Source organism: Oceanotoga sp. (assembly GCF_030445905.1).
Classification (GTDB): domain Bacteria; phylum Thermotogota; class Thermotogae; order Petrotogales; family Petrotogaceae; genus Oceanotoga; species Oceanotoga teriensis.
Genome location: NZ_JASUSU010000049.1, coordinates 1 through 20,838 on the forward strand (window position 1 = coordinate 1; position 20,838 = coordinate 20,838).

21 protein-coding genes are annotated in these 20,838 nt (G+C 26.1%); 19 read left to right on the forward strand and 2 right to left on the reverse strand.

Annotated features, from left to right (window positions below):
- Positions 1 to 121: 121 nt before the first annotated feature.
- The 4 genes from PWP28_RS11805 to PWP28_RS11815 all read left to right on the forward strand — a co-directional run bounded on the left by PWP28_RS11805 (position 122) and on the right by PWP28_RS11815 (position 3,717).
- A complete protein-coding gene (locus tag PWP28_RS11805; RefSeq protein ID WP_308644805.1) occupies positions 122 to 820 on the forward strand; it encodes a DUF542 domain-containing protein in 699 nt (232 codons plus the stop codon).
- On the forward strand, positions 820 to 2,031 hold the full coding sequence (locus PWP28_RS11810; RefSeq protein ID WP_308644806.1) for an MBL fold metallo-hydrolase: 1,212 nt from the start codon (positions 820 to 822) through the stop codon (positions 2,029 to 2,031). Before PWP28_RS11805 ends, PWP28_RS11810 begins: the two co-directional genes overlap by 1 nt.
- Positions 2,032 to 2,358: 327 nt before the next feature.
- Positions 2,359 to 2,727: a helix-turn-helix domain-containing protein gene (locus PWP28_RS13870; protein WP_374045493.1), complete on the forward strand. Its 369-nt coding sequence runs from the start codon at positions 2,359 to 2,361 to the stop codon at positions 2,725 to 2,727.
- A 216-nt stretch (positions 2,728 to 2,943) separates the two neighbouring features.
- Positions 2,944 to 3,717, forward strand: a complete 774-nt coding sequence (locus PWP28_RS11815) for an MBL fold metallo-hydrolase (protein ID WP_109605069.1) — start codon at positions 2,944 to 2,946, stop codon at positions 3,715 to 3,717.
- Between the two features lie 76 nt (positions 3,718 to 3,793).
- On the opposite strand, the gene PWP28_RS11820 is transcribed toward PWP28_RS11815, so the two are convergent.
- Positions 3,794 to 4,390: a TetR/AcrR family transcriptional regulator gene (locus tag PWP28_RS11820; protein WP_158274854.1), complete on the reverse strand. Its 597-nt coding sequence runs from the start codon at positions 4,388 to 4,390 to the stop codon at positions 3,794 to 3,796.
- 219 nt (positions 4,391 to 4,609) lie between these two features.
- On the opposite strand from PWP28_RS11820, the gene PWP28_RS11825 reads away from it, so the two are divergent.
- The 8 genes from PWP28_RS11825 (at position 4,610) to PWP28_RS11860 (ending at position 14,186) form a co-directional block, all read left to right on the forward strand.
- Positions 4,610 to 6,142, forward strand: coding sequence for an NAD(P)/FAD-dependent oxidoreductase (locus tag PWP28_RS11825; protein WP_109605071.1), 1,533 nt, complete (start codon positions 4,610 to 4,612; stop codon positions 6,140 to 6,142).
- Positions 6,142 to 7,308, forward strand: coding sequence for a flavin reductase family protein (locus tag PWP28_RS11830; protein WP_305082018.1), 1,167 nt, complete (start codon positions 6,142 to 6,144; stop codon positions 7,306 to 7,308). Before PWP28_RS11825 ends, PWP28_RS11830 begins: the two co-directional genes overlap by 1 nt.
- Before the next feature lie 25 nt (positions 7,309 to 7,333).
- Positions 7,334 to 8,101: a hypothetical protein gene (locus tag PWP28_RS11835; RefSeq protein ID WP_308644807.1), complete on the forward strand. Its 768-nt coding sequence runs from the start codon at positions 7,334 to 7,336 to the stop codon at positions 8,099 to 8,101.
- Positions 8,102 to 8,119: 18 nt separating this feature from the next.
- Positions 8,120 to 9,043: a DUF5692 family protein gene (locus PWP28_RS11840; protein WP_308644808.1), complete on the forward strand. Its 924-nt coding sequence runs from the start codon at positions 8,120 to 8,122 to the stop codon at positions 9,041 to 9,043.
- A 114-nt stretch (positions 9,044 to 9,157) separates the two neighbouring features.
- Positions 9,158 to 11,194 carry a cache domain-containing protein gene (locus PWP28_RS11845; RefSeq protein ID WP_308644809.1) on the forward strand — a complete coding sequence of 679 codons (2,037 nt, stop codon included), beginning with the start codon at positions 9,158 to 9,160 and terminating at the stop codon, positions 11,192 to 11,194.
- Between the two features lie 15 nt (positions 11,195 to 11,209).
- Positions 11,210 to 11,671 carry a methylated-DNA--[protein]-cysteine S-methyltransferase gene (locus PWP28_RS11850; RefSeq protein ID WP_308644810.1) on the forward strand — a complete coding sequence of 154 codons (462 nt, stop codon included), beginning with the start codon at positions 11,210 to 11,212 and terminating at the stop codon, positions 11,669 to 11,671.
- Between the two features lie 23 nt (positions 11,672 to 11,694).
- Positions 11,695 to 13,380 carry a M3 family oligoendopeptidase gene (locus PWP28_RS11855; RefSeq protein WP_308644811.1) on the forward strand — a complete coding sequence of 562 codons (1,686 nt, stop codon included), beginning with the start codon at positions 11,695 to 11,697 and terminating at the stop codon, positions 13,378 to 13,380.
- Positions 13,381 to 13,406: 26 nt separating this feature from the next.
- A complete protein-coding gene (locus PWP28_RS11860; protein WP_109605078.1) occupies positions 13,407 to 14,186 on the forward strand; it encodes a hypothetical protein in 780 nt (259 codons plus the stop codon).
- Between the two features lie 41 nt (positions 14,187 to 14,227).
- Here PWP28_RS11860 and PWP28_RS11865 read toward each other — a convergent pair whose 3' ends face one another.
- Positions 14,228 to 14,854, reverse strand: a complete 627-nt coding sequence (locus PWP28_RS11865) for a CatB-related O-acetyltransferase (RefSeq protein ID WP_109605079.1) — start codon at positions 14,852 to 14,854, stop codon at positions 14,228 to 14,230.
- 234 nt (positions 14,855 to 15,088) lie between these two features.
- Between PWP28_RS11865 and PWP28_RS11870 the strand changes: the two genes are divergently transcribed.
- Genes PWP28_RS11870 through PWP28_RS11900 form a run of 7 tightly spaced genes read left to right on the forward strand, consistent with a single transcriptional unit; the run spans position 15,089 to position 20,803 of the window.
- Complete coding sequence (locus PWP28_RS11870; RefSeq protein ID WP_109605080.1) at positions 15,089 to 16,528, forward strand: menaquinone biosynthesis decarboxylase; 1,440 nt, start codon at positions 15,089 to 15,091, stop codon at positions 16,526 to 16,528.
- Complete coding sequence (locus PWP28_RS11875) at positions 16,515 to 17,369, forward strand: UbiA-like polyprenyltransferase (RefSeq protein WP_109605081.1); 855 nt, start codon at positions 16,515 to 16,517, stop codon at positions 17,367 to 17,369. Before PWP28_RS11870 ends, PWP28_RS11875 begins: the two co-directional genes overlap by 14 nt.
- Positions 17,370 to 17,385: 16 nt before the next feature.
- Positions 17,386 to 17,964, forward strand: a complete 579-nt coding sequence (locus tag PWP28_RS11880) for a UbiX family flavin prenyltransferase (RefSeq protein WP_109605082.1) — start codon at positions 17,386 to 17,388, stop codon at positions 17,962 to 17,964.
- A gap of 4 nt (positions 17,965 to 17,968) precedes the next feature.
- The gene (locus tag PWP28_RS11885; protein ID WP_305081201.1) at positions 17,969 to 18,895 is read left to right on the forward strand and encodes an ABC transporter substrate-binding protein; all 927 of its coding nucleotides are present in this window, start codon (positions 17,969 to 17,971) and stop codon (positions 18,893 to 18,895) included.
- 4 nt (positions 18,896 to 18,899) lie between these two features.
- The gene (locus tag PWP28_RS11890; protein WP_305081200.1) at positions 18,900 to 19,616 is read left to right on the forward strand and encodes an ABC transporter ATP-binding protein; all 717 of its coding nucleotides are present in this window, start codon (positions 18,900 to 18,902) and stop codon (positions 19,614 to 19,616) included.
- Positions 19,613 to 20,359, forward strand: a complete 747-nt coding sequence (locus tag PWP28_RS11895; protein WP_305081199.1) for an ABC transporter permease — start codon at positions 19,613 to 19,615, stop codon at positions 20,357 to 20,359. The genes PWP28_RS11890 and PWP28_RS11895 overlap by 4 nt, the downstream gene beginning before the upstream one ends.
- 39 nt (positions 20,360 to 20,398) lie before the next feature.
- Positions 20,399 to 20,803, forward strand: a complete 405-nt coding sequence (locus tag PWP28_RS11900; RefSeq protein ID WP_308644812.1) for a DUF2177 family protein — start codon at positions 20,399 to 20,401, stop codon at positions 20,801 to 20,803.
- Positions 20,804 to 20,838 lie beyond the last annotated feature (35 nt).

Genomic DNA, 20,838 nt, shown 5'->3' on the forward strand with positions numbered 1-20,838 from the left:
CTTAACAATTTAATTATAACCTATGGAGGTAAATATCCCTTTTAACATCGTTTAAAATTACTTTAAATAAACGTTTTTAGAATTTAGAAAGATACTATAGCTAATAAAAAAGGAGGGTAAAATGATAGGTATTAATACTAAGATAGAAGACCTAGTTAAGGCGGATACCAATATGATAGATTTTTTTAATAAGGAGAAGATTGACTTTTGTTGTAATGGCCATATGACTGTTGAAGAAGTTGCAAAAGAAAAAAACATCGATGCAAATGATCTTGCTAAAAAAATTCAAGGAGCAATTAAGTCCGATAATTCTGATACAGAAGATATAATGAATCTAGATGATTTTAAGAATTTAGATATAAAAGAGATGATAGACTCTTTAATCATAGATCATCACAAAAGAGAAAGAGATTTGCTTTTTGAAATAGATCCATTATTAAATAAAATCCTATCTGTTCATTTCGCACATCATGGTGAGGAATTGATGAAGCTTCATTCTCTTTTTGCAGACCTTAAGAAGGAATTAGAAGAACACTTTGTAAAAGAAGAAATTACTTTCCCACTAATGTTAGAAAATGAATCACCTAGCCAAGAAGTAATCAAAAAAGTTGAAGAATTAGAAACTGACCATGAAGAGGCGGGAGATATTATCAAGGAAATGATAGAACTAACCGATTGGTTTAATCCGCCAGAAGATGCCTGCAGAACATATGTGCATACATTTAATTTGCTAGAAAAGCTAGTAAAGGATGTATTTATCCATATATTCAAAGAAAATTCTATGATGTTTGAAAAATATAGGGAAAATGGAGGAAAATAATGAAGAAACAAATAAAAAATAATGTATATTGGGTTGGTAAAATCGATTGGGAACTACAGGAATTCCATGGGAGTGAATTTTCTGTTCACCATGGCTCTAGCCAAAATGCATACCTAATACAAGAAGAAAAAACTGTATTGATAGATACAGTCTGGACACCTCATAAAGAGGAGTTTGTTAAAAATCTCAAAACAGAAATTGACCTAAAAGAAATTGATTACATTGTAATTAATCACGGAGAACCAGACCATTCTGGATCACTTGTAGAAATCATGGAAGAAATTCCAAACACACCGATTTATTGTACAGCCAATGGAAAGAAATCTCTAATTGGCCAGTATCACCATCCAGAATGGGACTATAGGGTAGTTAAGACTGGTGATTCTGTGGATATAGGCAATGGCAAGCAATTAGTTTTTGTAGAAATGACCATGCTTCATTGGCCAGACTCAATGGCAACATATATGACTGGCGATAATATCTTGTTTTCAAACGATGCCTTTGGCCAACACTATGCCCTAAGTGAACTTTTCAATGACAAGGCAGATCCAACCATCCTTTGGAATGAAGCTATGAAATACTATGCGAATATATTGACACCTTTCTCAAGTTTTGCAAAAAAGAAAATAGAGGAAATTGTTGCAATGAACCTTCCTATAGATATTATAGCAACAAGCCATGGAAGCATCTGGAGAGAAAATGCTCTAGAGATAGTACAGAAATATGCTGAGTGGGCCGATAACTATAAGGAAGATCAAGTAACAGTTATCTATGATTCAATGTGGGGAGCAACTAAAAAAATAGCCCACAAAATTGCAGATGATATTAGAGAAATTTCACCATCTACCAGGACCAAAGTCTTATCAGTTGCAGAAATGGATAGAAATGATATTATGACAGAAGTATTTAAGTCAAGAGCAATAGCTGTTGGTTCGCCAACAGTTGGTAGATCTGCGATTACTACTATATCTGGGTGGCTACATTTTCTTCAAGAACTTAAATTCAAAGATAAGGTGGCCGGTGTCTTTGGATCATACGGCTGGTCTGGTGAAGGAAATAAGATATTGAGAGATGAGCTTGAAAAAGCAGGATTCCAAATTATTGATGAGGAAATAAAAGCTTCATGGATGCCGGATGATGAATTTTTGAAGGAAACTGAAAAATTCTCTAAATCTTTACTTGAAGCATCGGTTATTGAAAAAAAAGAATAACAAAACAAGTAATATTTTAAGATTTAGTTAAGACTTTATTAATTTTTATTAGGATATTTTTAGCTTATCTTATTGAAAATGATGTATTTTGGCTAGGCCGTTATTTATTTGCAGTAGCGATTTACAAATTCTAATATTATTTACTTTTTATAAAAATGGGAACAAAAGAAACTGTTGGGGTATGAATAAACATACAAACCTCAACAGTTTTTTAAATAGATAGTTTATCATAATAAATGCAACATAAAATAAACTCATAGCTAATCAGCTGTGTTAATTTGTAAGTGACCAAACAAAACATATTAAAAGGATCGGTTTAACCATCTTATCAAGGAAAAGAGAGCTTGTATCTATCAACTTTTAAATTTAGGAATGAGTATAAGGAAAATTGTACAAGCAATTAGAAGGCCATCTAGTAAAATATCTCGAGAAATTAAAAGAAATTCATCTAAAATAAAAAATAGTAGTGGAGATTATACTAACTATTTCCTAATAAAGGCAAACGATAAATATATCGATAGAAGGAAAGACTGTCATAGGAAAAGTAAATTATCTAAAGATGTTATTGATTATTTAACTATAAAGATTAACGAACATTGGTCCCCTGAACGAATATCAAATAGAAGTACAAAAGTTATCCATCAAACACCGTCTACATCAACTATATTAGGAATGTTTGTAGGTCATCTAATATAAGTAATGCGACTAAAACAAGAAAATAATAAGCTAAACAGCTCTTTTTTGGGCTGTTTTTTCATTGCTCCAGAATGATATAATTTATTATAAGATGTTTATTGATTGGCATATTCCCACATACGAGGCTTTTTGAAAAAATTAAATTTTATCCATACTGACCACTCGAGCCATATAGAAAGTGTTGCAGTGCTAGAAATAAAATAGAGGTGGATTCTCATGGAACAATGGTTTACCATAGAAAAGATAGATGATGAAACATTTGCTATAAGTGAATATGGTCATTGGGAAAAAATGCATTCATATCTAATTGTTGGAAATGAAAAAGCATTATTAATAGATACAGGTTTAGGTATTGGAAACATAAAAAAAGAGGTAGAAAAACTCACCAATCTCCCTATAATAGTTTTAACTACACATTTTCATTGGGATCATATAGGGGATCATAAAAGATTTGATGAAATATATATAAATGAGCTTGAAAAAGATTGGTGTTTAGAAAAATTTCCAGTACCAGAAAAAATAGTAAAAAATAATTTAGAACCTAAAAATTTCAGTAAAAAACCTCCAGAAGAATTTGATTTAGAGGAATATAAAATTTTTAAAAGTGATAAAGTAAAATATATAAAAGATGATCAAATAATTAATATAGGAAATCGTGAAATAAGGGCTATGCATACTCCAGGTCATTCTCCTGGGCATATGTGTTTTTTTGAAGAAGAAAGAGGATATCTCTTTACAGGTGATCTCATATATAGCGGTACATTATACGCCTTTTATCCAACAACTGATCCTATAAAATTTAAAAATTCAGTCGAAAAAATAAGTAAAATAAAAGGAATAAAAAAAATATTGCCAGCACATAATGAATTAAAAATAAATATTGATATCATAGATGAAATATTAAAAGCATTTGAAAAGATAGAATCTGAAAATAGATTAGAACAAGGAAATGGAATATTTCAATTTTCAAATTTTAAGATTCATATATAAAATATTTAAATAAAAAATAATATAGAACTCCAAAATAGATTTGTAATTTTTATCTTCTATTTTGGAGGTTTTTTTATTATATTTTGACTTGAAAAGTCTTCAAATAAGTTATTATAGATTTTTCGCTTTCCGAAGTTAAAGAATAGCTACCTTTATGAAGGCACCAATCAAAAACCATTCCTCTACCTAAACGCATACATACTTCAGATACTTCTTCAGGGTTAAAATTAGGCAGAAATTCTCCGGCTATAATACCTTTTTCAAGAGATTCTTTAATTAAAACATAAGGGTATCTTTTAGAACATAAAGAATATCTATCTTCGCTTGTAAGTAAATGGGTATAAGCATCGGCTACAAACCTCCAACCTAAATCTTCAATAAGAATATTTGCCCTATTAAAAAGTTTTAAAATCCTATCTAAATTATTCTCATAAACTATATTTTCTATATTTTCAGCAATCATGGAGTCTATTTGAATATAAGATTTTTCCAATATTTTTTCTTTAGAATCAAAATAATGATAAAAAGTACCTATAGAAACATTGGCTTTATTACAAATATCTTTTATTTTAACTTTTTTAATTCCTTTGCTTTTAAATAATTCTAAAGCTATTTCAGTTATTTTAAATTTAGTATTTATAGCTTGTTTTTGTCTGTTTGTTAGATTATTCAACTTTTTCACCTCGCATTAATTATATATTTTTTTTTTAAGATATACAAATATTATCAAAATAATGGATATTTATGCAAATAATTGGAAAAGATGTAAAATAAGTTAAAAAAACTTTAATTTAATCTTTGTGAAGAATTTGACAATATTTTTTTGTAATGATAAAATTCCATTGAACTTAATTCGGTGAATTAAATTCGATATATTAAAAGGGGGAATTTTATGAACTATGATGTAATCATTATAGGTGCTGGAAATGGTGGATTATCAACTGCTACTAAATTAGCAATAAATGGCAAGAAAGTTTTAGTATTAGAAAAACATAATATACCTGGAGGGTGTGGAACAAGCTTTAGAAGGGGAAGATTTGAATTTGAGGTTGCACTTCATCAATTGAGTTCTATGGGAAGTTCAGAAAAACCTGGTCCATTAAGAGAACTTTTTAAAGAATATGGAATAGAAGACAAAATAGAGTGGATTCCTATAGAATCATTGTTTAAAGTTAATTTTCCAGATGGAAAAGGAGTATCTCTGCCAGCTAATAGGAAAGATGCTGAAAAATTATTAAAAGAAAAATTTCCTGATGAATCCGAAAATATTACAAATTATTTTGATACAGTGTATAACTTTAGTATAGAAACTGACAAATTTGCAGAAATGCAGGCTAATTCTGTTAATGAACCAAGTAAATTAAAAAAAATAATGATAAAACAATTTTTTAGTAAAAAATTTCCGACGCTTGCAAAATATGCATTAAAAAGTACTCAAGAAGTTTTGGACGAATTTTTCAAGAGTGTAGAATTACAATTATGTGTGAATGCGTATTGGTGTTTTATGGGAATGCCTCCTAATAGATTTCCTTTTTCAATACTTGCAAGATGTACTTATATTTATATGGAAGATAAACCATATTATCTTAGAGGTGGATCACAAGTTATTTCACAAGCTCTTGCTGATACTATAAGAAATAATGGAGGAGAAATAAAATATAATTGTGGAGCAAAACAAATACTTATAAAAAATGGTAAAGCTTATGGAGTGATAGATGAGTTTGATAATGAGTATAAATGTGATTTTGTTGTATCAGGAATATCTCCGATAGAAACGTATTTTAATTTAATAAAAACAGAAGAAAGTGTGAAACAGGCTAAAGAATATTTAAAAAGTTATACAGTTGGAATATCTGCTTTAACATGTTTTATTGGATTAGATTGTACACCTAAAGAAATTGGATTTACAGATAGTTTTAATTTAAATTATGAAAATCTTGATTGTAATGAATCATTTCAAAATGCATATAAATTAATGCCAGATATAGATCCGCTTATAAATACCTGTTATACAGTAGATGATCCAAAAGTTTCTCCAGAAGGAACTACAGTTATAACAGCTGGTACTTTAAAATATGGAAAAGCATGGATGGAACTATCTGCCGAAGAATATTATGAAACTAAATATAAAGCGGGCAATATGATAATAGATCGTTTAGAAAAAAAATATCCTGGATTTCGTTCACATATAGAAGAGTTCGAAGTTGCGACTCCATTAACCCATATGAGGTATTTAAAACATCCACAAGGTGCTATATACGGATTTGAACAAGATTTGAAATCAAGTGTTTTTTTCTTTCCAAGAGAAGAATATATAAAGAATTTAACTTTTTCAAATGGTTGGGTAAATATATGTGGATTTGGGCCAAACTATCTTTATGGAAGCACAGTTGCGGATAAGATTCTTAAAGGAGTTGAAAAATAATGTCAGATTTAAAAGAAATGATAATAAGAACGATGCCTAATGGAAAAGAAACTTTAAATGAAATAAAAGTTTTGAAAAAAACTGGTTATGATTATAGCCTTGAAAAAGGAAAGGTAGAGAAAACAATAAATAGATTGCATAGAGATAATTTAAAATTAATAGTATCTGAAATAAGAAATATTAATGAAAATGCAAAAACATTTAGATTGATAACAAAAGATGAATATCTGCCAGTTTTTCAAAGTGGACAATATATAAATTTATTTGTTGAAATAGATGGAGTTAGAACAAGTAGGCCATATAGTATATGTTCTTCAAATAAACAAAGAGCATATTATGAAATTACAGTTGCAAGAATACAAAATGGATTTGTTTCAGATTATTTTTTAGATAAAGTGAAAGTTGGAGATGAATTTGAAGCTAATGGCCCAGCCGGAGTATTTCATTTCAATCCTGCTTTTCACAATAAAAATAATGTTTATATAGCAGGTGGAAGTGGTATTACTCCTTTTATAAGTATGATAAAAGAAGTTACAGAATCAGGATTGGATAGAAATATTCATTTGATTTATGGCTGTCGTGATGAAGATAATATTTTATTTAAAGAAGAATTGGAAAGAATACAAAATAAACATTCAAATTTTAAATTTTCTGTTATTTTATCAGAACCAAAACAAACATACAAAGGATTGAAAGGATTTATAGATGAAAAATGTATTAAAAATCTTATAAAAGATATAAAAAATAAAACATATTATATATGTGGTCCACAAATAATGAACGATTTTGTAGTTAATGAATTAGAGAAAATGAATATAAAGAAAAGTATGATCAGAAGAGAAATGTTTGGAAGTAGACAAGATATTCAAAATGAACCAGGATGGCCGAAAAATTTATCAGGTAATGAAACTTTTAAAATTAAAATAAATGATAAAAAAGAGATAGAAGCATTTAGTAAAGATTCATTATTAACAACTCTCGAGAAAAATGGTATAAGAGTAAATGTATGTTGTAGAAGTGGGGAATGCAGTCTTTGTAGAGTTCAACTAAAAAAAGGTAAAGTATTTATGCCAAGAGGAGTTTTACTTAGACATGCAGATGAAAAATTTGGATATATTCACTCTTGTAAAGCTTATCCTATAACTGATATAGAAATATGCATCTAAATAATATAATAATGGGGGAATTAAAATGACAAATTCTGGTTTTGAAAAAAAGGGAATAAATTCTAACTTAATTTTAATTATAATGACTGGAGTATTCACTGCTTTATCTATGCTCACCTCATATAATCCTATTTGGGCAAATATTCCAATCAATATCATAATACCTATAATAGTTCTTTTGAAATTAAAAACAGTATTTTTTGAAAAATTAAAACTTTCTACTCTTCTACTCATGAGAATACTGGTTGTTTTTGCTGCTTTAAATCTTTTAAATGGCCAACTGTATGTGAAAATTGTCATTATATTTTTGGTTATCAACATATTGGAAGCTACAATTACGGATTTAAAAAGAAAAAAATATTTTAATTTTATAACTGGATTAATATTGGCAATTTCAATATTTTATATGAAAGGAACATGGTTTGGAAAATATTATGATGCAAATCTTCCAACAGATATTGGAACAGTATTTTGGTGGATTGCCTATACAATATGGAATTGGTTTTTTGTTACGAATGAATTTAGTCCTTCTATTGCAAAGTTTCATTTAGGAGTTTTAACTGCTCCTTTAATAGGAGTTTTGATAACAAGAAATCCAGGATTATGGTTAATATTTAGAGCAAATTCTTTAACTATCGCAGGTTTTATTCAAATAGCTAAAAAACAATATTGGGAAGAAAAAATGAAAAGTGAAAAATTTGAATATTTTGTTAAAAAAACACAAAATACTTCGGCACAATTGATTTTTATGATTATCAATGTATCGCTAATTTTATTATCTGTTTTGATTTAAAGGATGGGGGGGAATTAAATGTTCTTTTTTGATAAAATAAATTTATCTTCTTTTATTGCTGCTTTATTAGTATTATTGGGTTTGATATTAATAAATGAAATAACAAGAAGAAATAAATGGATATCAATATCTGTATATATAATAATGCCTATAATATTAACAATGACTGTATGGCCAAAGACTGCTGGGGCGGGAACATCTTCTGGATACTGGTTTGCATGGGTTAAAACTTATTCTGCTTTAATAGGAGTAATAGGGTTTATGGCTTTAAGATATATAAAAAAATTAGAAAATAATAAATTTATGCTACTTTTTCCAGGTCTTATATTATCAATAAATATATTGGAAGCAGTTTATAGAGATTTTGAATGTTTTAGTAAAACGGGAATTATAGAAAATGGTTTATATATGTTGGGGGGACCTTGGAATATAATAAATGGAATTGCTGGAATAATAAATATATTAACCATAACAGGTTGGGGATATATAAGAATTTCAAGAAACAAATCAAAGGATATGGTTTGGGCAGATCAATTATGGTTTTGGATTTTAGCATATGGAATTTGGAATATATCATATTGTTATAATGCAATATCTGATAGATCTTTTTATGCAGGGTTTATACTTATTTTATCTTGTGTAATTGCAGAATTTTTTGTAAAAAAAGGTATATGGCTTCAACATAGAGCACAAACTTTAGCAATATATACAATGTTTACATTAACTTTTCCAAGCTTTGCCAGCAACTCTATTTTTGCAGTAAAATCATCTCATAAACCAGAAGCTTTACTCTTGCTAAGTATATTAGCATTGACCATGAATGTTTCTGTATTAATATATGAAATATATACTATTAAAAATAATAAATTAAATCCATTCAAAAATGAGATATATACGAAATTAAAATCTTATAAAAAGAATTTAAAACAAAATAAACTTTAAACAAAAAGGTAGAGAATTAAAATCTCTACCTTTTTTTATTAAAAAATATTTATTTTTGACTCATTTTTATAAAAATTTGTTAAAATATTATTATGTATAAAAGTGAGGTGATTTATGAAAAACAAATCTACTTTAAAATATTTTTTTATTATTTTAATAATAATAGTGACATATTCTATTATAAGTTTAATTGCAAATTATTTTAGCATAATGAACATGGCATATGAAGAAAGAAAAAGAGAATTAATAAATTTAGTTGATTTAGTTGATAATGTTTTCGAATACCATATAAATCTTGTAAAAAACGATATAATAACTTATGAAGAAGCTAAATTGAGATTATATGATCTAATACAGGATATTAATTATGAAGATAGCAATTATATATTTACTTTAAATTTAAATGGAGAAGTAGAAATACCCTTTACAAAATATGAAAAAGGAGATAATCTTTTAAATTCACAAGATATAAATGGAAAATACTTAATAAAATCATTTATAGATATAGTAAAAAATCATGATGAAGGATATTTAGAATATTATTGGGAAAATCCAGCTAATGGACAAATTGAAAACAAACTTTCTTATGTAAGAATAATAAAAGAATTAAATTGGTTTTTTGGAACTGGAATATATTTAGATGATGTTCAAAAAAAAGTAAATCAACAGTTCATATCTGAATCTATATACCTTTTATTATTTTTAATTTCATTAATAATAATTATATTTATTGTATATAAAAAACAGCAAAAAAATTTAAAACTTCTATTAGAGAAAATAAATAATTATTCTGAAAAAAATTTAGAAACAGATTTTTATATAAATTCTAATGATGAAATAGAATTAATATCTATGAAATTAAATAAAATGGCAGATAATATAAATCTTTTAATAAACAGTTTAGAAGTAAAAAATCAAGAAAATAGTGTGCTGAATGAAAAGTTAATTGAAAATGAGAATAAACTTTTAAAAAATAATGAAGAATTAAAATCTGCAAATGAAGAAATGTATGCAATAAATGAAGAACTTGAACAATCTTATACAGAAATAAATATACTTATCAATAAAATTGAAAATTTAATATTAGTTATGTATTTAAATTATGAAAATGTAGAAGATTTTTTTCTTAATATTTTTTATATACTTGAACAGTTTATAACTGAATTTTATTATGGTGCAATTCTGTTGAAAAAAAATGATAAAATTGAATTTTTAGAAACCATTGGGCATGATAAAGAATTATTAAATTCAATTTATTTGAACTCTAAAAAAATAAAATTATATGAAGAGGTAATAGAAATAGAATCTTTAAAATTATATGAAGATAAATTTGATGAAGAAACTATAAAAATAATAAACAAAGCTATAAAGCCTCATAGAAGAACATTGATAATTCCTATAAAATCTAAAAATAAATTATATGGAAATATAGGACTTGATATATCATCAGACAAAAAAGAGAGTGAATTTTCGAGAATATCTATTGATTTTTCAAAATATTTTGCAAGTTTAATACAATTATATTTAACAATACAAGAATACAATGATGAAATAAATACTTCATACCTAAGTTTTGCAAGAAAATTAGCGGATCTTGCAGAGTCTTATGATGATGAAACTGGAAACCATATTTTAAGAGTTGGTAAATTGGCTGGTTTTATAGCACAAAAGATGGGATTAAATGCAAAAAAAATCAAAGAAATAGAAGATTTTGCTCCATTACATGATATAGGTAAAATATATATAAGTAAAGAAATTTTGAAAAAACCTGGTAAGTTGACATCAGAAGAATGGAAAGAAATGAAGAAACATACTTCATATTCATATAGATTACTTGGAGGTGATAAACATTTTGAAACGGCTTTAAATATTTCATTATATCATCATGAAAAATATAAAGGTGGAGGTTATCCTTTTAATATTTCAGGAGAAAAAATTCCAATAGAATCTTCTATAGTATCTTTAGTAGATGTTTATGATGCCTTAAGGTCTAAAAGACCATATAAAGAAGCTTATACTCATGAAGAATCATTAAAAATAATATTTGATGGTACACAGAGGACAAAATCTTCAGATTTTGATCCAAAAATATTAAAAGTTTTAAAACAATATGAAAAAGAAATAAAAGAATTATGGGACAAATTAAATTAAAAGGAGATATATTATATGGTAAATATGTTTTTATATCACAATGATATAAATGATTTATATATTTTTGAAGAAAATAATAAAATAATTAATATATCATATGGTCCAATGAATATTGAATATATAGAAAAAGAAACAGATTTAATAAAAAAAACTTATAAACAAATTAAAGAATACATGAATAGAAAAAGAAGGAATTTTGAGATTCCATTACAAACAAAGGGAACAGTATTTCAAAATAAGGTTTGGGAAGAATTAAAAAAAATACCTTATGGAAAAACAGTATCTTATAAATATATAGCAGAAAAAATTAACAACCCAAAAGCTTATAGAGCTGTTGGAATGGCCAATAATAGAAATCCGATATCTATAATAATTCCATGTCACAGGGTAATAGGTGAAGATGGTTCATTAGTGGGCTATGGCGGTGGACTACATATAAAAAGAGAACTTCTAAAAATAGAGGGAATATTAATTTAAAACTTTTAAAATTGGAGGTTTATATGAAAAATTTTGAAGATATGAAATATATTAGACCAGATGAAGATTTTTTTTTAGATTTAAAAGAATTAATAGAAAAATTTAATTCAGAACATCAGTTTGAAAAACAAAATAAGATCTTAAAAGAAATGGAACTAAAAAAGAGATTTTTTATAACTATGAGTAGTTTATGTCATATAAGATATACAATAAATACTGAAGATGAATTTTATAAGAAAGAAAAAAATTATTTTATAGAAAAAACACCTACTTTTGATAACAATTTAAAAATATTTCATGAAAGTCTTTTGAATAGTAAAAATAGAAGAAGTTTTGAAGATCTTTATGGAAAAACGTTATTTAAAAAAATTGAACTAAGTAATAAAAATATGAATGAAGAAATTATGGAAGATTTAACAGAAGAAGAAAAATTAGCAAATGAATATGTTAAATTAACAGCATCTGCTAAAATAAATTTTGAAAATAAAAAATATAATATATCCCAAATGACACCATTTATGGCTTGTGAACAAAGGGATGAAAGAAAAAAAGCTTGGGATGCAACATATAACTTTTTTTATGAAAATATAGAAAAATTTGATTCTATATACGATGAACTCGTAAAAAAGAGAACAAAGATAGCTAAGAAGTTAGGATATAAAAATTTTATACAAGTTGGATATAATAGAATGGGCAGATTGGGATATGGCGAAGAAGAGGTAAAAAAATTTAGAAATGCAATAAAAAAATATATAGTTCCTATAACACAAGATCTTATAGAAAAACAAAAGAGCAGAATAAATATTCAAGACTTCAAATATTATGATTTAAACTATTATTTTCAAGGAGGTAATCCTTATCCAAAAGATGATTATGAAAGATTGATCGAAAAATCAATTTTAATGTATGATAATCTTTCTAAAGAAACCTCAGAATTTTTTAGAACGATGAAAGAATATAATCTTTTTGATTTAAAAAGTAAAAAATCTAAAGCAACTGGAGGATATTGTACATATTTACCAGAATATAAAGTACCCTTTATATTTGCAAATTTCAATGGAACAGATCATGATATAAAAGTTTTAACTCATGAAACAGGTCATGCTTTTAATGCATATATTACAAGAAATTTTGATTTATTGTTGAATTCATCAATAACTATGGAAATTGCTGAAATTCATTCTATGAGTATGGAATTTTTTACTTGGAAATGGATGGAAAGTTTTTATGATGAAGAGACAGAAAAAGCAAAATATTTACATTTAATAAAGACTATATTCAGTATACCTTATATGTGTACAGTTGATGAATTTCAACATGAAGTATATAAAAAACCTGAACTTTCAGTATTAGAAAGAAGAAAAGTATGGAGGGAATTAGAAAAAGAATATACACCTTATAAAAATTATGAAGGTAATAAATATCTTGAAGATGGAGGTTATTGGCAGAAACAACTTCATATATATAGAAAACCTTTTTATTATATAGATTATGCTTTGGCAAGGATATGTTCATATCAATTTTTATTTAAATCTCTTGAAAACTTTGAAAAAAGTTGGGATGATTATATGAAATTAAATAAATTTGGTGCTAAGAAAGAATATATAGATCTTTTAGAATCTTCAAACTTAAAAACTCCTTTCGAAGAAAAAAATATAAAAGAAATTGCTGAAAATTTAAAAAATTTACTTGATAAATTTAATTTTTAATTTAAATAATTGGAGGAATTTTTTGCATGATACCCCTTAAAAAATTTATAGATGAAAATAATAAATATTTTAATATAAATATAGAGAATTCAAGATTTGAAAAGTGTGAAGATAATTATGTTGGAAGTTTCAATCCAATTGATAATATAAATAATAATTTATGGTTTGAAAAAGAGTTGAGAGAAAGAAATAAAGAATATATAAAAATAAAAAAAGAAGAAATTCGTAGATTAGAAAATAAAATAATTATAATACTTGAAAGTCCTCATGTAGAAGAATTTAATTCTCAAAAATTGAATTTTCCAGCACCTGCTATGGGAAAAACCGGAGAAAATTTACAAAAATATTTTATAGAGAGCATGAAAAAATATCTTGAAAATAAAAATTATAATATAATTCTTATGAATTCAATACAATATCAATGTAGTCTTGGCTATGATACAAATATATATAGAGATAGATTATGGCTTGAACTTTGGGAATATGAAGATTATGATTGTGATTTTATAAATAGGCTAAATATTTACGAACCAGATATAATAGTAAATTTATGTACTAAAGGTTCTCATAAAAAAGATCCTTATATGAAAGAAGGCGCAAAGAGTTCTATAAATAAAAAATATTTAGATTCATTGATAAATAAAGATAAATATAAAAAAATAAAAAAAACAACATTAAAAGATCTTACACAAGAAAAAATAAATAGGTTTTTATATTCACAAAATAAAAATATTAAATGTTACTCCGGAAGACATCCCTCTTTTTGGTCTATAATAAGAAATAGAAAAATAGAAGAATTAATATAAAAAACAACCTGTTTTATAATTAAAACAGGTTGTTTATATATTTAAATATTTTTTATTATATTATAAAATTCCTTTATTTTGTTAGAACAAAGAATATTTATATATTTTTTTATGATTTCTATATCTTTATTCCACCATTTTATTTCTAATAACATAGATATTTCTTCTTCTGAAAATCTTTTTTTTATAAATTTTGCAGGATTTCCAGCAACTATAGAATAAGGTTCAACATCTTTGGTGACAACAGATCTTGTACCTATTACAGCACCATCTCCAATATTAATACCAGGCATTATTATGACCTCGGAGCCAATCCAAACATCATTACCAACGATGGTGTCTCCTTTTTTTTGCCAACCATCCCTAGAATTTTCATTTAAATCAGGTGTATAGAAGAAAGGATAAGTAGTTATCCAGTCAAATCTGTGGCCTTGATTACCTGCCATTATAAAAGTGGCTCCTGAACCTATTGAACAAAACTTTCCTATCTTTAATTTATCAACATTTTCAATATCATCAGATAAATATCTAACACAATAATCTTCAAAATGTTTTTCATGATAATATCCTGAATAATAAGTATAATCACCAACTTCTATATTTTTATTACTTATATGATCTTTTATTATATAACCTCTTGACCAATGTTCGAAAACATTATTTTTCATAATTATTCCTCCTAATATGGCTTCGTTCTTAATATTATAAATTAAAATTCAATTTGAACGAAGCCATATTAGGCTGTTTTTTTCTGATCATTTAACATTTTAATCCCTCCTGAAAAAAATAATAACATATTTTTAATTTATTTGGTTTAATAAATAATTAAGAATAATGACTTATAAATAAAAATTTATTAGGGTATAATCGATAAAGTAAATTTTATAAAATGGGGTGTTTTTATGGCATATAAAGATTTAGGTGATTTTATAAATACCTTGGAGAAGAAAGAACAACTCAGGAGAATTAAAGTAGAAGTTGATAGTGAACTTGAAATAACTGAAATTGTGGATAGAGTTTCAAAAGAATATGGCCCTGCACTTTTATTTGAAAATGTGAAAAATTCTAATTATCCAGTTTTAATAAATGCTTTTGGGACTTATGAAAGAATGAATTTAGCATTAGAAGTAGAAAAAATAGATGATATAGCAAATGATATAATAGAACTTTTAGATGTTTCAAGTTATATAAGTTTAATGAACAAAATTAAATCTATTCCAAAACTTACAAGAATGTTGAAAGTATTTCCTAAAAAAATAAGTCATGCTCCTTGTCAAGAAATTATAGAAGATGCAGATTTAGATACATTACCAGTTTTAAAATGTTGGCCAGAAGATGGAGGGAGATTTATGACACTTCCTCTTGTAATAACAAAAGATCCAGAAACAGGAATGCAAAATATGGGTATGTACAGACTTCAAGTATATGATAAAAATACTACGGGTATGCATTGGCATTTACACAAAGATGGGAGATCTATATATGAAAAATATAAAAAAATAGGGAAAAAAATGCCTGTAAATGTTGCACTTGGATGTGATCCAGCAGTTATATATTCAGCTACAGCACCTTTACCAAAAGAGATAGATGAAATGTTATTCGCAGGATTTTTGAGAAAGAAACCTGTAGAGCTTGTAAAAGCCATCACGAATGATATATATGTTCCAGCAAATGCTGAATTTATCCTCGAAGGATATGTAAATATAGATGAACTTAAACTCGAAGGTCCTTTTGGGGATCATACAGGATATTATTCTTTAGCTGATATGTATCCTGTATTTCATGTTGAAAAAATAACTAGAAAAAAGAATCCAATATATCCAGCAACTGTTGTTGGTAAACCTCCAATGGAAGATTGTTATCTCGGTAAAGCAACTGAAAGAATATTTTTACCTTTAATGAAGATGTATGTTCCAGAAATAATAGATATGAATTTTCCATTAGAAGGAGTTTTTCATAATTGTGTGATAGTATCAATAGATAAAAAATATCCTGGTCATGCAAAAAAAGTTATGCATGCACTTTGGGGTATGGGACAGATGATGTATACAAAAATGATAATAGTAGTAGATAAAGATGTAAACCCTCAAGATTTATCTACAGTTGCTTGGAAAGTATTTAATAATATAGATGCAAAGAGAGACTTAGAAATTGTTAATGGCCCTTTAGATGCTTTAGATCATGCATCTAATTTACCACATTTTGGTAATAAATTAGGAATAGATGCTACTAAAAAATGGAAAGAAGAAGGACATTCCAGAGAATGGCCGAATGATATAATCATGAAAGATGAAATAAAGAATCTTGTAGATAATAGGTGGAACGAATATGGTATTGAGTAAATTAAAAACATATGGAGAATTAGTCATGTTTTCTCATACACTTTTCTCTCTGCCATTTGCATTAATTTCTATGTTTTGGGCTGCGAATGGATTACCAAATTTCGATGTTTTTTTATGGATTGTAATAGCTCTTTTTGGTGCAAGAAATGGTGCAAATGCTCTTAATAGAATAATAGATGCTGAAATAGATAAAAAAAATCCAAGAACTAAAGATAGACATATACCAAAAGGCAAAGTAAAAAAAAGAGAAGCTTTATTAATAGTAATCTTTTGTTTTGTTATAATGGAAATATCTGCGTATATGCTCAATCCATTATGTTTATATTTATCTCCTTTAGCAATAGCAATATTCGTAATTTATTCATATACTAAAAGATTTACTTGGTTATGCCATATAATACTCGGAATAGCTTGCGGTGGAGCTCCAGTTGGAGCATGGATTGCAGTTAAAGGAACGATAGATATTGTTCCGATTTTACTTGGAGCAGTTGTTACAGCTTGGGTCGGAGGTTTTGATATCATATATGCAACACAAGATTACAACTTTGATAAAGAAAATAAATTACATTCTATACCAGTCTTTTTTGGAATAAAAGGATCTTTAATTATATCGAGTTTAATGCATATTTTTTCAATAGGAATTCTTTTCTTATTATACTATATTATGAACATGGGAATATTTTATTTAATAGGATTGATAATAATATCGATATTACTTTTTATTGAACATAAAATGGTTTCACCAAAAGATTTAAAGAGTATGAAAATAGCCTCTTATAGTATAAACCAAATAGTGAGTGTTTTATTCTTAATTTTTACTTCAATAGATATATTTTTTTAATACTGGAGAGAATGACATGAAAAAAATTATTATAGGAATAACAGGTGCCAGTGGAAGTATTTATGCACATAGAATTATAGAAGAACTTTTAAAACTCCAAAATGAGGTTCATATTATAACAACTCAAACAGCTGAAGAAGTTATTAAATATGAACTTGAAACTGATATACATCATCTTATTCAAAAGTATGAAGAAATTGGTAAAATAAATTTTTGGAATAATAAAAATTTATTTGCTCCAATTGCAAGTGGATCCTTTGATATTGATGCTATGATAATTGTACCTTGTTCTATGGGAACACTTGCAAAAGTGTCCAATGGAATCTCTGATAATCTTTTATGTAGATGTGCAGATGTTTGTTTAAAAGAAAAAAGGAAAATAACCTTAGTCCCAAGAGAAAGTCCTTTGAGTTCTATTCATATTGAAAATATGCTTAAATTAAGTAAAGTTGGAGTTAATATAGTACCCCCTATGCCATCTTTTTATGATAAACCTCAAAAAATAGAAGATATAATAAATAATTCCATTGGTAGAATTATTAAAAGTATAGGTATAAAAAATGATATTTTTAAAAAATGGAATGGAGGAAATTAAAAAAATGAAGAAATATTTTATTTATTTATTTGTAGTTTTAATGATGATATTTACACTTGTTTCATGTCAAAAATCAGAACCACAACAACTGATAATAGGTGTTTTACCTGATGTGGATTCTATACCGTTTATAATAGCTTCTGAAAAAGGATATTTTGAAGATGAGAATGTAAATGTAAAAATAGAGTATTTTAAAAGTCCTGTTGATAGAGATAGTGCTTTACAAAGTGATAATCTTGATGCAGCTATTTCAGATGTTTTAGCACAAGCTTTTGCACATGATAATGGTTTTGATATAATGATAACATCTATGACAAATGGTAGTTATAAATTATTGGTCAATAAAGATTCTAATATAAATAACATAAAAGAATTAAAAGGAAAAGATATAGCAATTTCTAAAAATACAATAATAGAATATACTACGGACATGATGTTAGAACAAGAAAATATAAACCCAAAAGATATAAATAAAGTCATCATACCTAAAATACCGACAAGATTGGAAATGCTTCAAAACGGAAAAATACAAGCAGCAACTCTTCCTGAACCTTTAGCAACAGTTGCCATGAATAATGGCTCTAAGCTTTTAAACAGTTCAAATAATTTAAATATAAATCCAGGAGTTTTAATTTTTACCAGCAAATCTATAAATGATAAAACGAAAGAAATAAAAAATATGTATAAAGCTTATAATAGAGCTGTTGATTATTTAAAAACACATGATAAAGTTGATTATGCGGATATTCTTATAGAAAAGGCAGGATTTCCAGACCTTATAAAAGATACTCTCATTTTACCTGATTATAATGAAGCAAAAGCACCGACAAAAAAAGATGTTGAAGAAGTTATAAAATGGTTATATGAAAAAGAACTTATAAGTAAAGAATTTAAATATGAAGAAATAGTAAATACAACATTTGTGAGGTAATTTTATGCTTAATATAGAAGGATTAAATTTTTCTTATAATGAAAGAAATATTTTGAAAAATATCAATATATCTGTAAAAAATGGAGAGATTATTTCTATAATAGGTCCTTCTGGAGCTGGAAAAACAACATTTTTAAAAATATTGGCCGGTATAATAAAAGATTATACCGGTCAAATTAAAATAAATGACGAAAAAATAAACCCTAAAAAAAACATAATAGGGTTAATACCACAAGATTATGGACTTTTACCTTGGAAAACTGTCTATGAAAATATCAAAATATCTTTGAAGATAAAACGGGAAAAAAATGATGATTTAATACATAAAATTTCAAATTTGATTGGGATTGAAGAAATATTAGACAAATATCCAAAAAAATTGAGTGGTGGACAAAAACAAAGAGTTGCAATAGCGAGATCTTTTGTTTTGAAACCTCAACTTCTTTTAATGGATGAACCATTTTCAGCTTTAGATGCCATAACAAGAGATAATATTCAAGATAATTTTTTAAGAATATGGAATAATAACCCAGTTACAACATTAATAGTAACTCATAGTGTTGAAGAAGCTTTATATCTATCACAAAAAATATATATGATTACAGAAGAAGGAAATTTATATAAAAAAATAGATAATGATTTCTTTCAAAAGAGATTTGAGTTTTACAATGAAGATTATTATAAATGTATAAAAAATATAAAAAAGGATTTGAGTATATGAAGTATATAAAAAAAAATATTTTTAAAATATTATATGCTACATTTATAATACTTGGATTATGGTATTTATTATCTTTTATTATAAATAAACCTATAATTCCATACCCTCATAAAGTTATTATATATATTTTTAGTAAAAATATAATAGATATTTTTATTCATATAAATTATAGTTTATTTAGAATAGTCACAGGGATATTATTTGCTCTAATTATTGGCTATCCTTTGGGGATTTTAATGGGATTTTATGATAGAATAGATAAAATACTCTCACCTATTGTATACCTTACATATCCTGTTCCTAAAATAGCTTTATTACCAATTATAATGCTATTATTTGGTTTGGGAAACCTTTCTAAAATCTTGATGATAGTATTAATAATAATATTTCAAATAATACTTGCTTCAAGAGATGGAGTAAAATCAATAGAAAATGGTATTTATGATACATTTATATCTTTAGGGGCTAAAAAAATAGATTTTTTTACAGATATAGTTTTTCCTGCAACAATATCAAAAGTTCTTACAGCTTTAAGAATAGCAGTTGGAACTACGATTTCAGTTCTTTTTTTTACTGAAACATTTGGAACAGAACATGGAATGGGTTATTACATAATGGATTCTTGGATGAGGTATAATTATATTGAAATGTATAGTGGAATAGTTATTTTAAGTTTTTTGGGACTATTTTTATTCATTCTTTTAGATTTTTTTGAATTTTTATTATGTCCATGGAATAAATAAATATAATATTTGTAACATAATAATTTGGGAGGGAATTTTATGTGGAATATTATAAGGAATTATGTTATCTCTTTTATTGTATTTTTTATCATAGATATTCTTTGGCTTGGATTAATTGCAAAAAATATCTATAATAAGTATCTTGGATATATAATTAAAGATAATTTTAATTGGATAGCTGCAATTATTTTTTATATTATATTTATAATTGGAATTCAATTTTTTGTTCTCAACCCAGCGATTGAAAAGCAAAGTGTTCTTTATGCTTTTTTAGTTGGAGGAATATTTGGATTTATAACTTATTCAACATATGATTTAACTAATCTTGCAACTGTAAAACAATGGCCTATATCTATAACTATAATAGATATTATTTGGGGAAGTATTCTATCTTCATTAACCTCTGGAATAAGTTATCTAATAATAAATTTTTTTAATAAATAATAGAAGAACTTTAAAGTTCTTCTATTATTTTTGAT

Bases quoted from the DNA above. Each gene is read 5' to 3' on its own strand.
- PWP28_RS11865 (WP_109605079.1), bottom strand. From the start codon at position 14,854: ATGAAAAATAATGTTTTCGAACATTGGTCAAGAGGTTATATAATAAAA.
- PWP28_RS11875 (WP_109605081.1), top strand. From the start codon at position 16,515: ATGGTATTGAGTAAATTAAAAACATATGGAGAATTAGTCATGTTTTCT.
- PWP28_RS11895 (WP_305081199.1), top strand. From the start codon at position 19,613: ATGAAGTATATAAAAAAAAATATTTTTAAAATATTATATGCTACATTT.
- PWP28_RS11880 (WP_109605082.1), top strand. From the start codon at position 17,386: ATGAAAAAAATTATTATAGGAATAACAGGTGCCAGTGGAAGTATTTAT.
- PWP28_RS11810 (WP_308644806.1), top strand. From the start codon at position 820: ATGAAGAAACAAATAAAAAATAATGTATATTGGGTTGGTAAAATCGAT.
- PWP28_RS11860 (WP_109605078.1), top strand. From the start codon at position 13,407: ATGATACCCCTTAAAAAATTTATAGATGAAAATAATAAATATTTTAAT.
- PWP28_RS11870 (WP_109605080.1), top strand. From the start codon at position 15,089: ATGGCATATAAAGATTTAGGTGATTTTATAAATACCTTGGAGAAGAAA.
- PWP28_RS11835 (WP_308644807.1), top strand. From the start codon at position 7,334: ATGACAAATTCTGGTTTTGAAAAAAAGGGAATAAATTCTAACTTAATT.
- PWP28_RS11855 (WP_308644811.1), top strand. From the start codon at position 11,695: ATGAAAAATTTTGAAGATATGAAATATATTAGACCAGATGAAGATTTT.
- PWP28_RS11885 (WP_305081201.1), top strand. From the start codon at position 17,969: ATGAAGAAATATTTTATTTATTTATTTGTAGTTTTAATGATGATATTT.
- PWP28_RS11850 (WP_308644810.1), top strand. From the start codon at position 11,210: ATGGTAAATATGTTTTTATATCACAATGATATAAATGATTTATATATT.
- PWP28_RS11890 (WP_305081200.1), top strand. From the start codon at position 18,900: ATGCTTAATATAGAAGGATTAAATTTTTCTTATAATGAAAGAAATATT.
- PWP28_RS11815 (WP_109605069.1), top strand. From the start codon at position 2,944: ATGGAACAATGGTTTACCATAGAAAAGATAGATGATGAAACATTTGCT.
- PWP28_RS11845 (WP_308644809.1), top strand. From the start codon at position 9,158: ATGAAAAACAAATCTACTTTAAAATATTTTTTTATTATTTTAATAATA.
- PWP28_RS11900 (WP_308644812.1), top strand. From the start codon at position 20,399: ATGTGGAATATTATAAGGAATTATGTTATCTCTTTTATTGTATTTTTT.
- PWP28_RS11840 (WP_308644808.1), top strand. From the start codon at position 8,120: ATGTTCTTTTTTGATAAAATAAATTTATCTTCTTTTATTGCTGCTTTA.
- PWP28_RS11825 (WP_109605071.1), top strand. From the start codon at position 4,610: ATGAACTATGATGTAATCATTATAGGTGCTGGAAATGGTGGATTATCA.
- PWP28_RS11805 (WP_308644805.1), top strand. From the start codon at position 122: ATGATAGGTATTAATACTAAGATAGAAGACCTAGTTAAGGCGGATACC.
- PWP28_RS11830 (WP_305082018.1), top strand. From the start codon at position 6,142: ATGTCAGATTTAAAAGAAATGATAATAAGAACGATGCCTAATGGAAAA.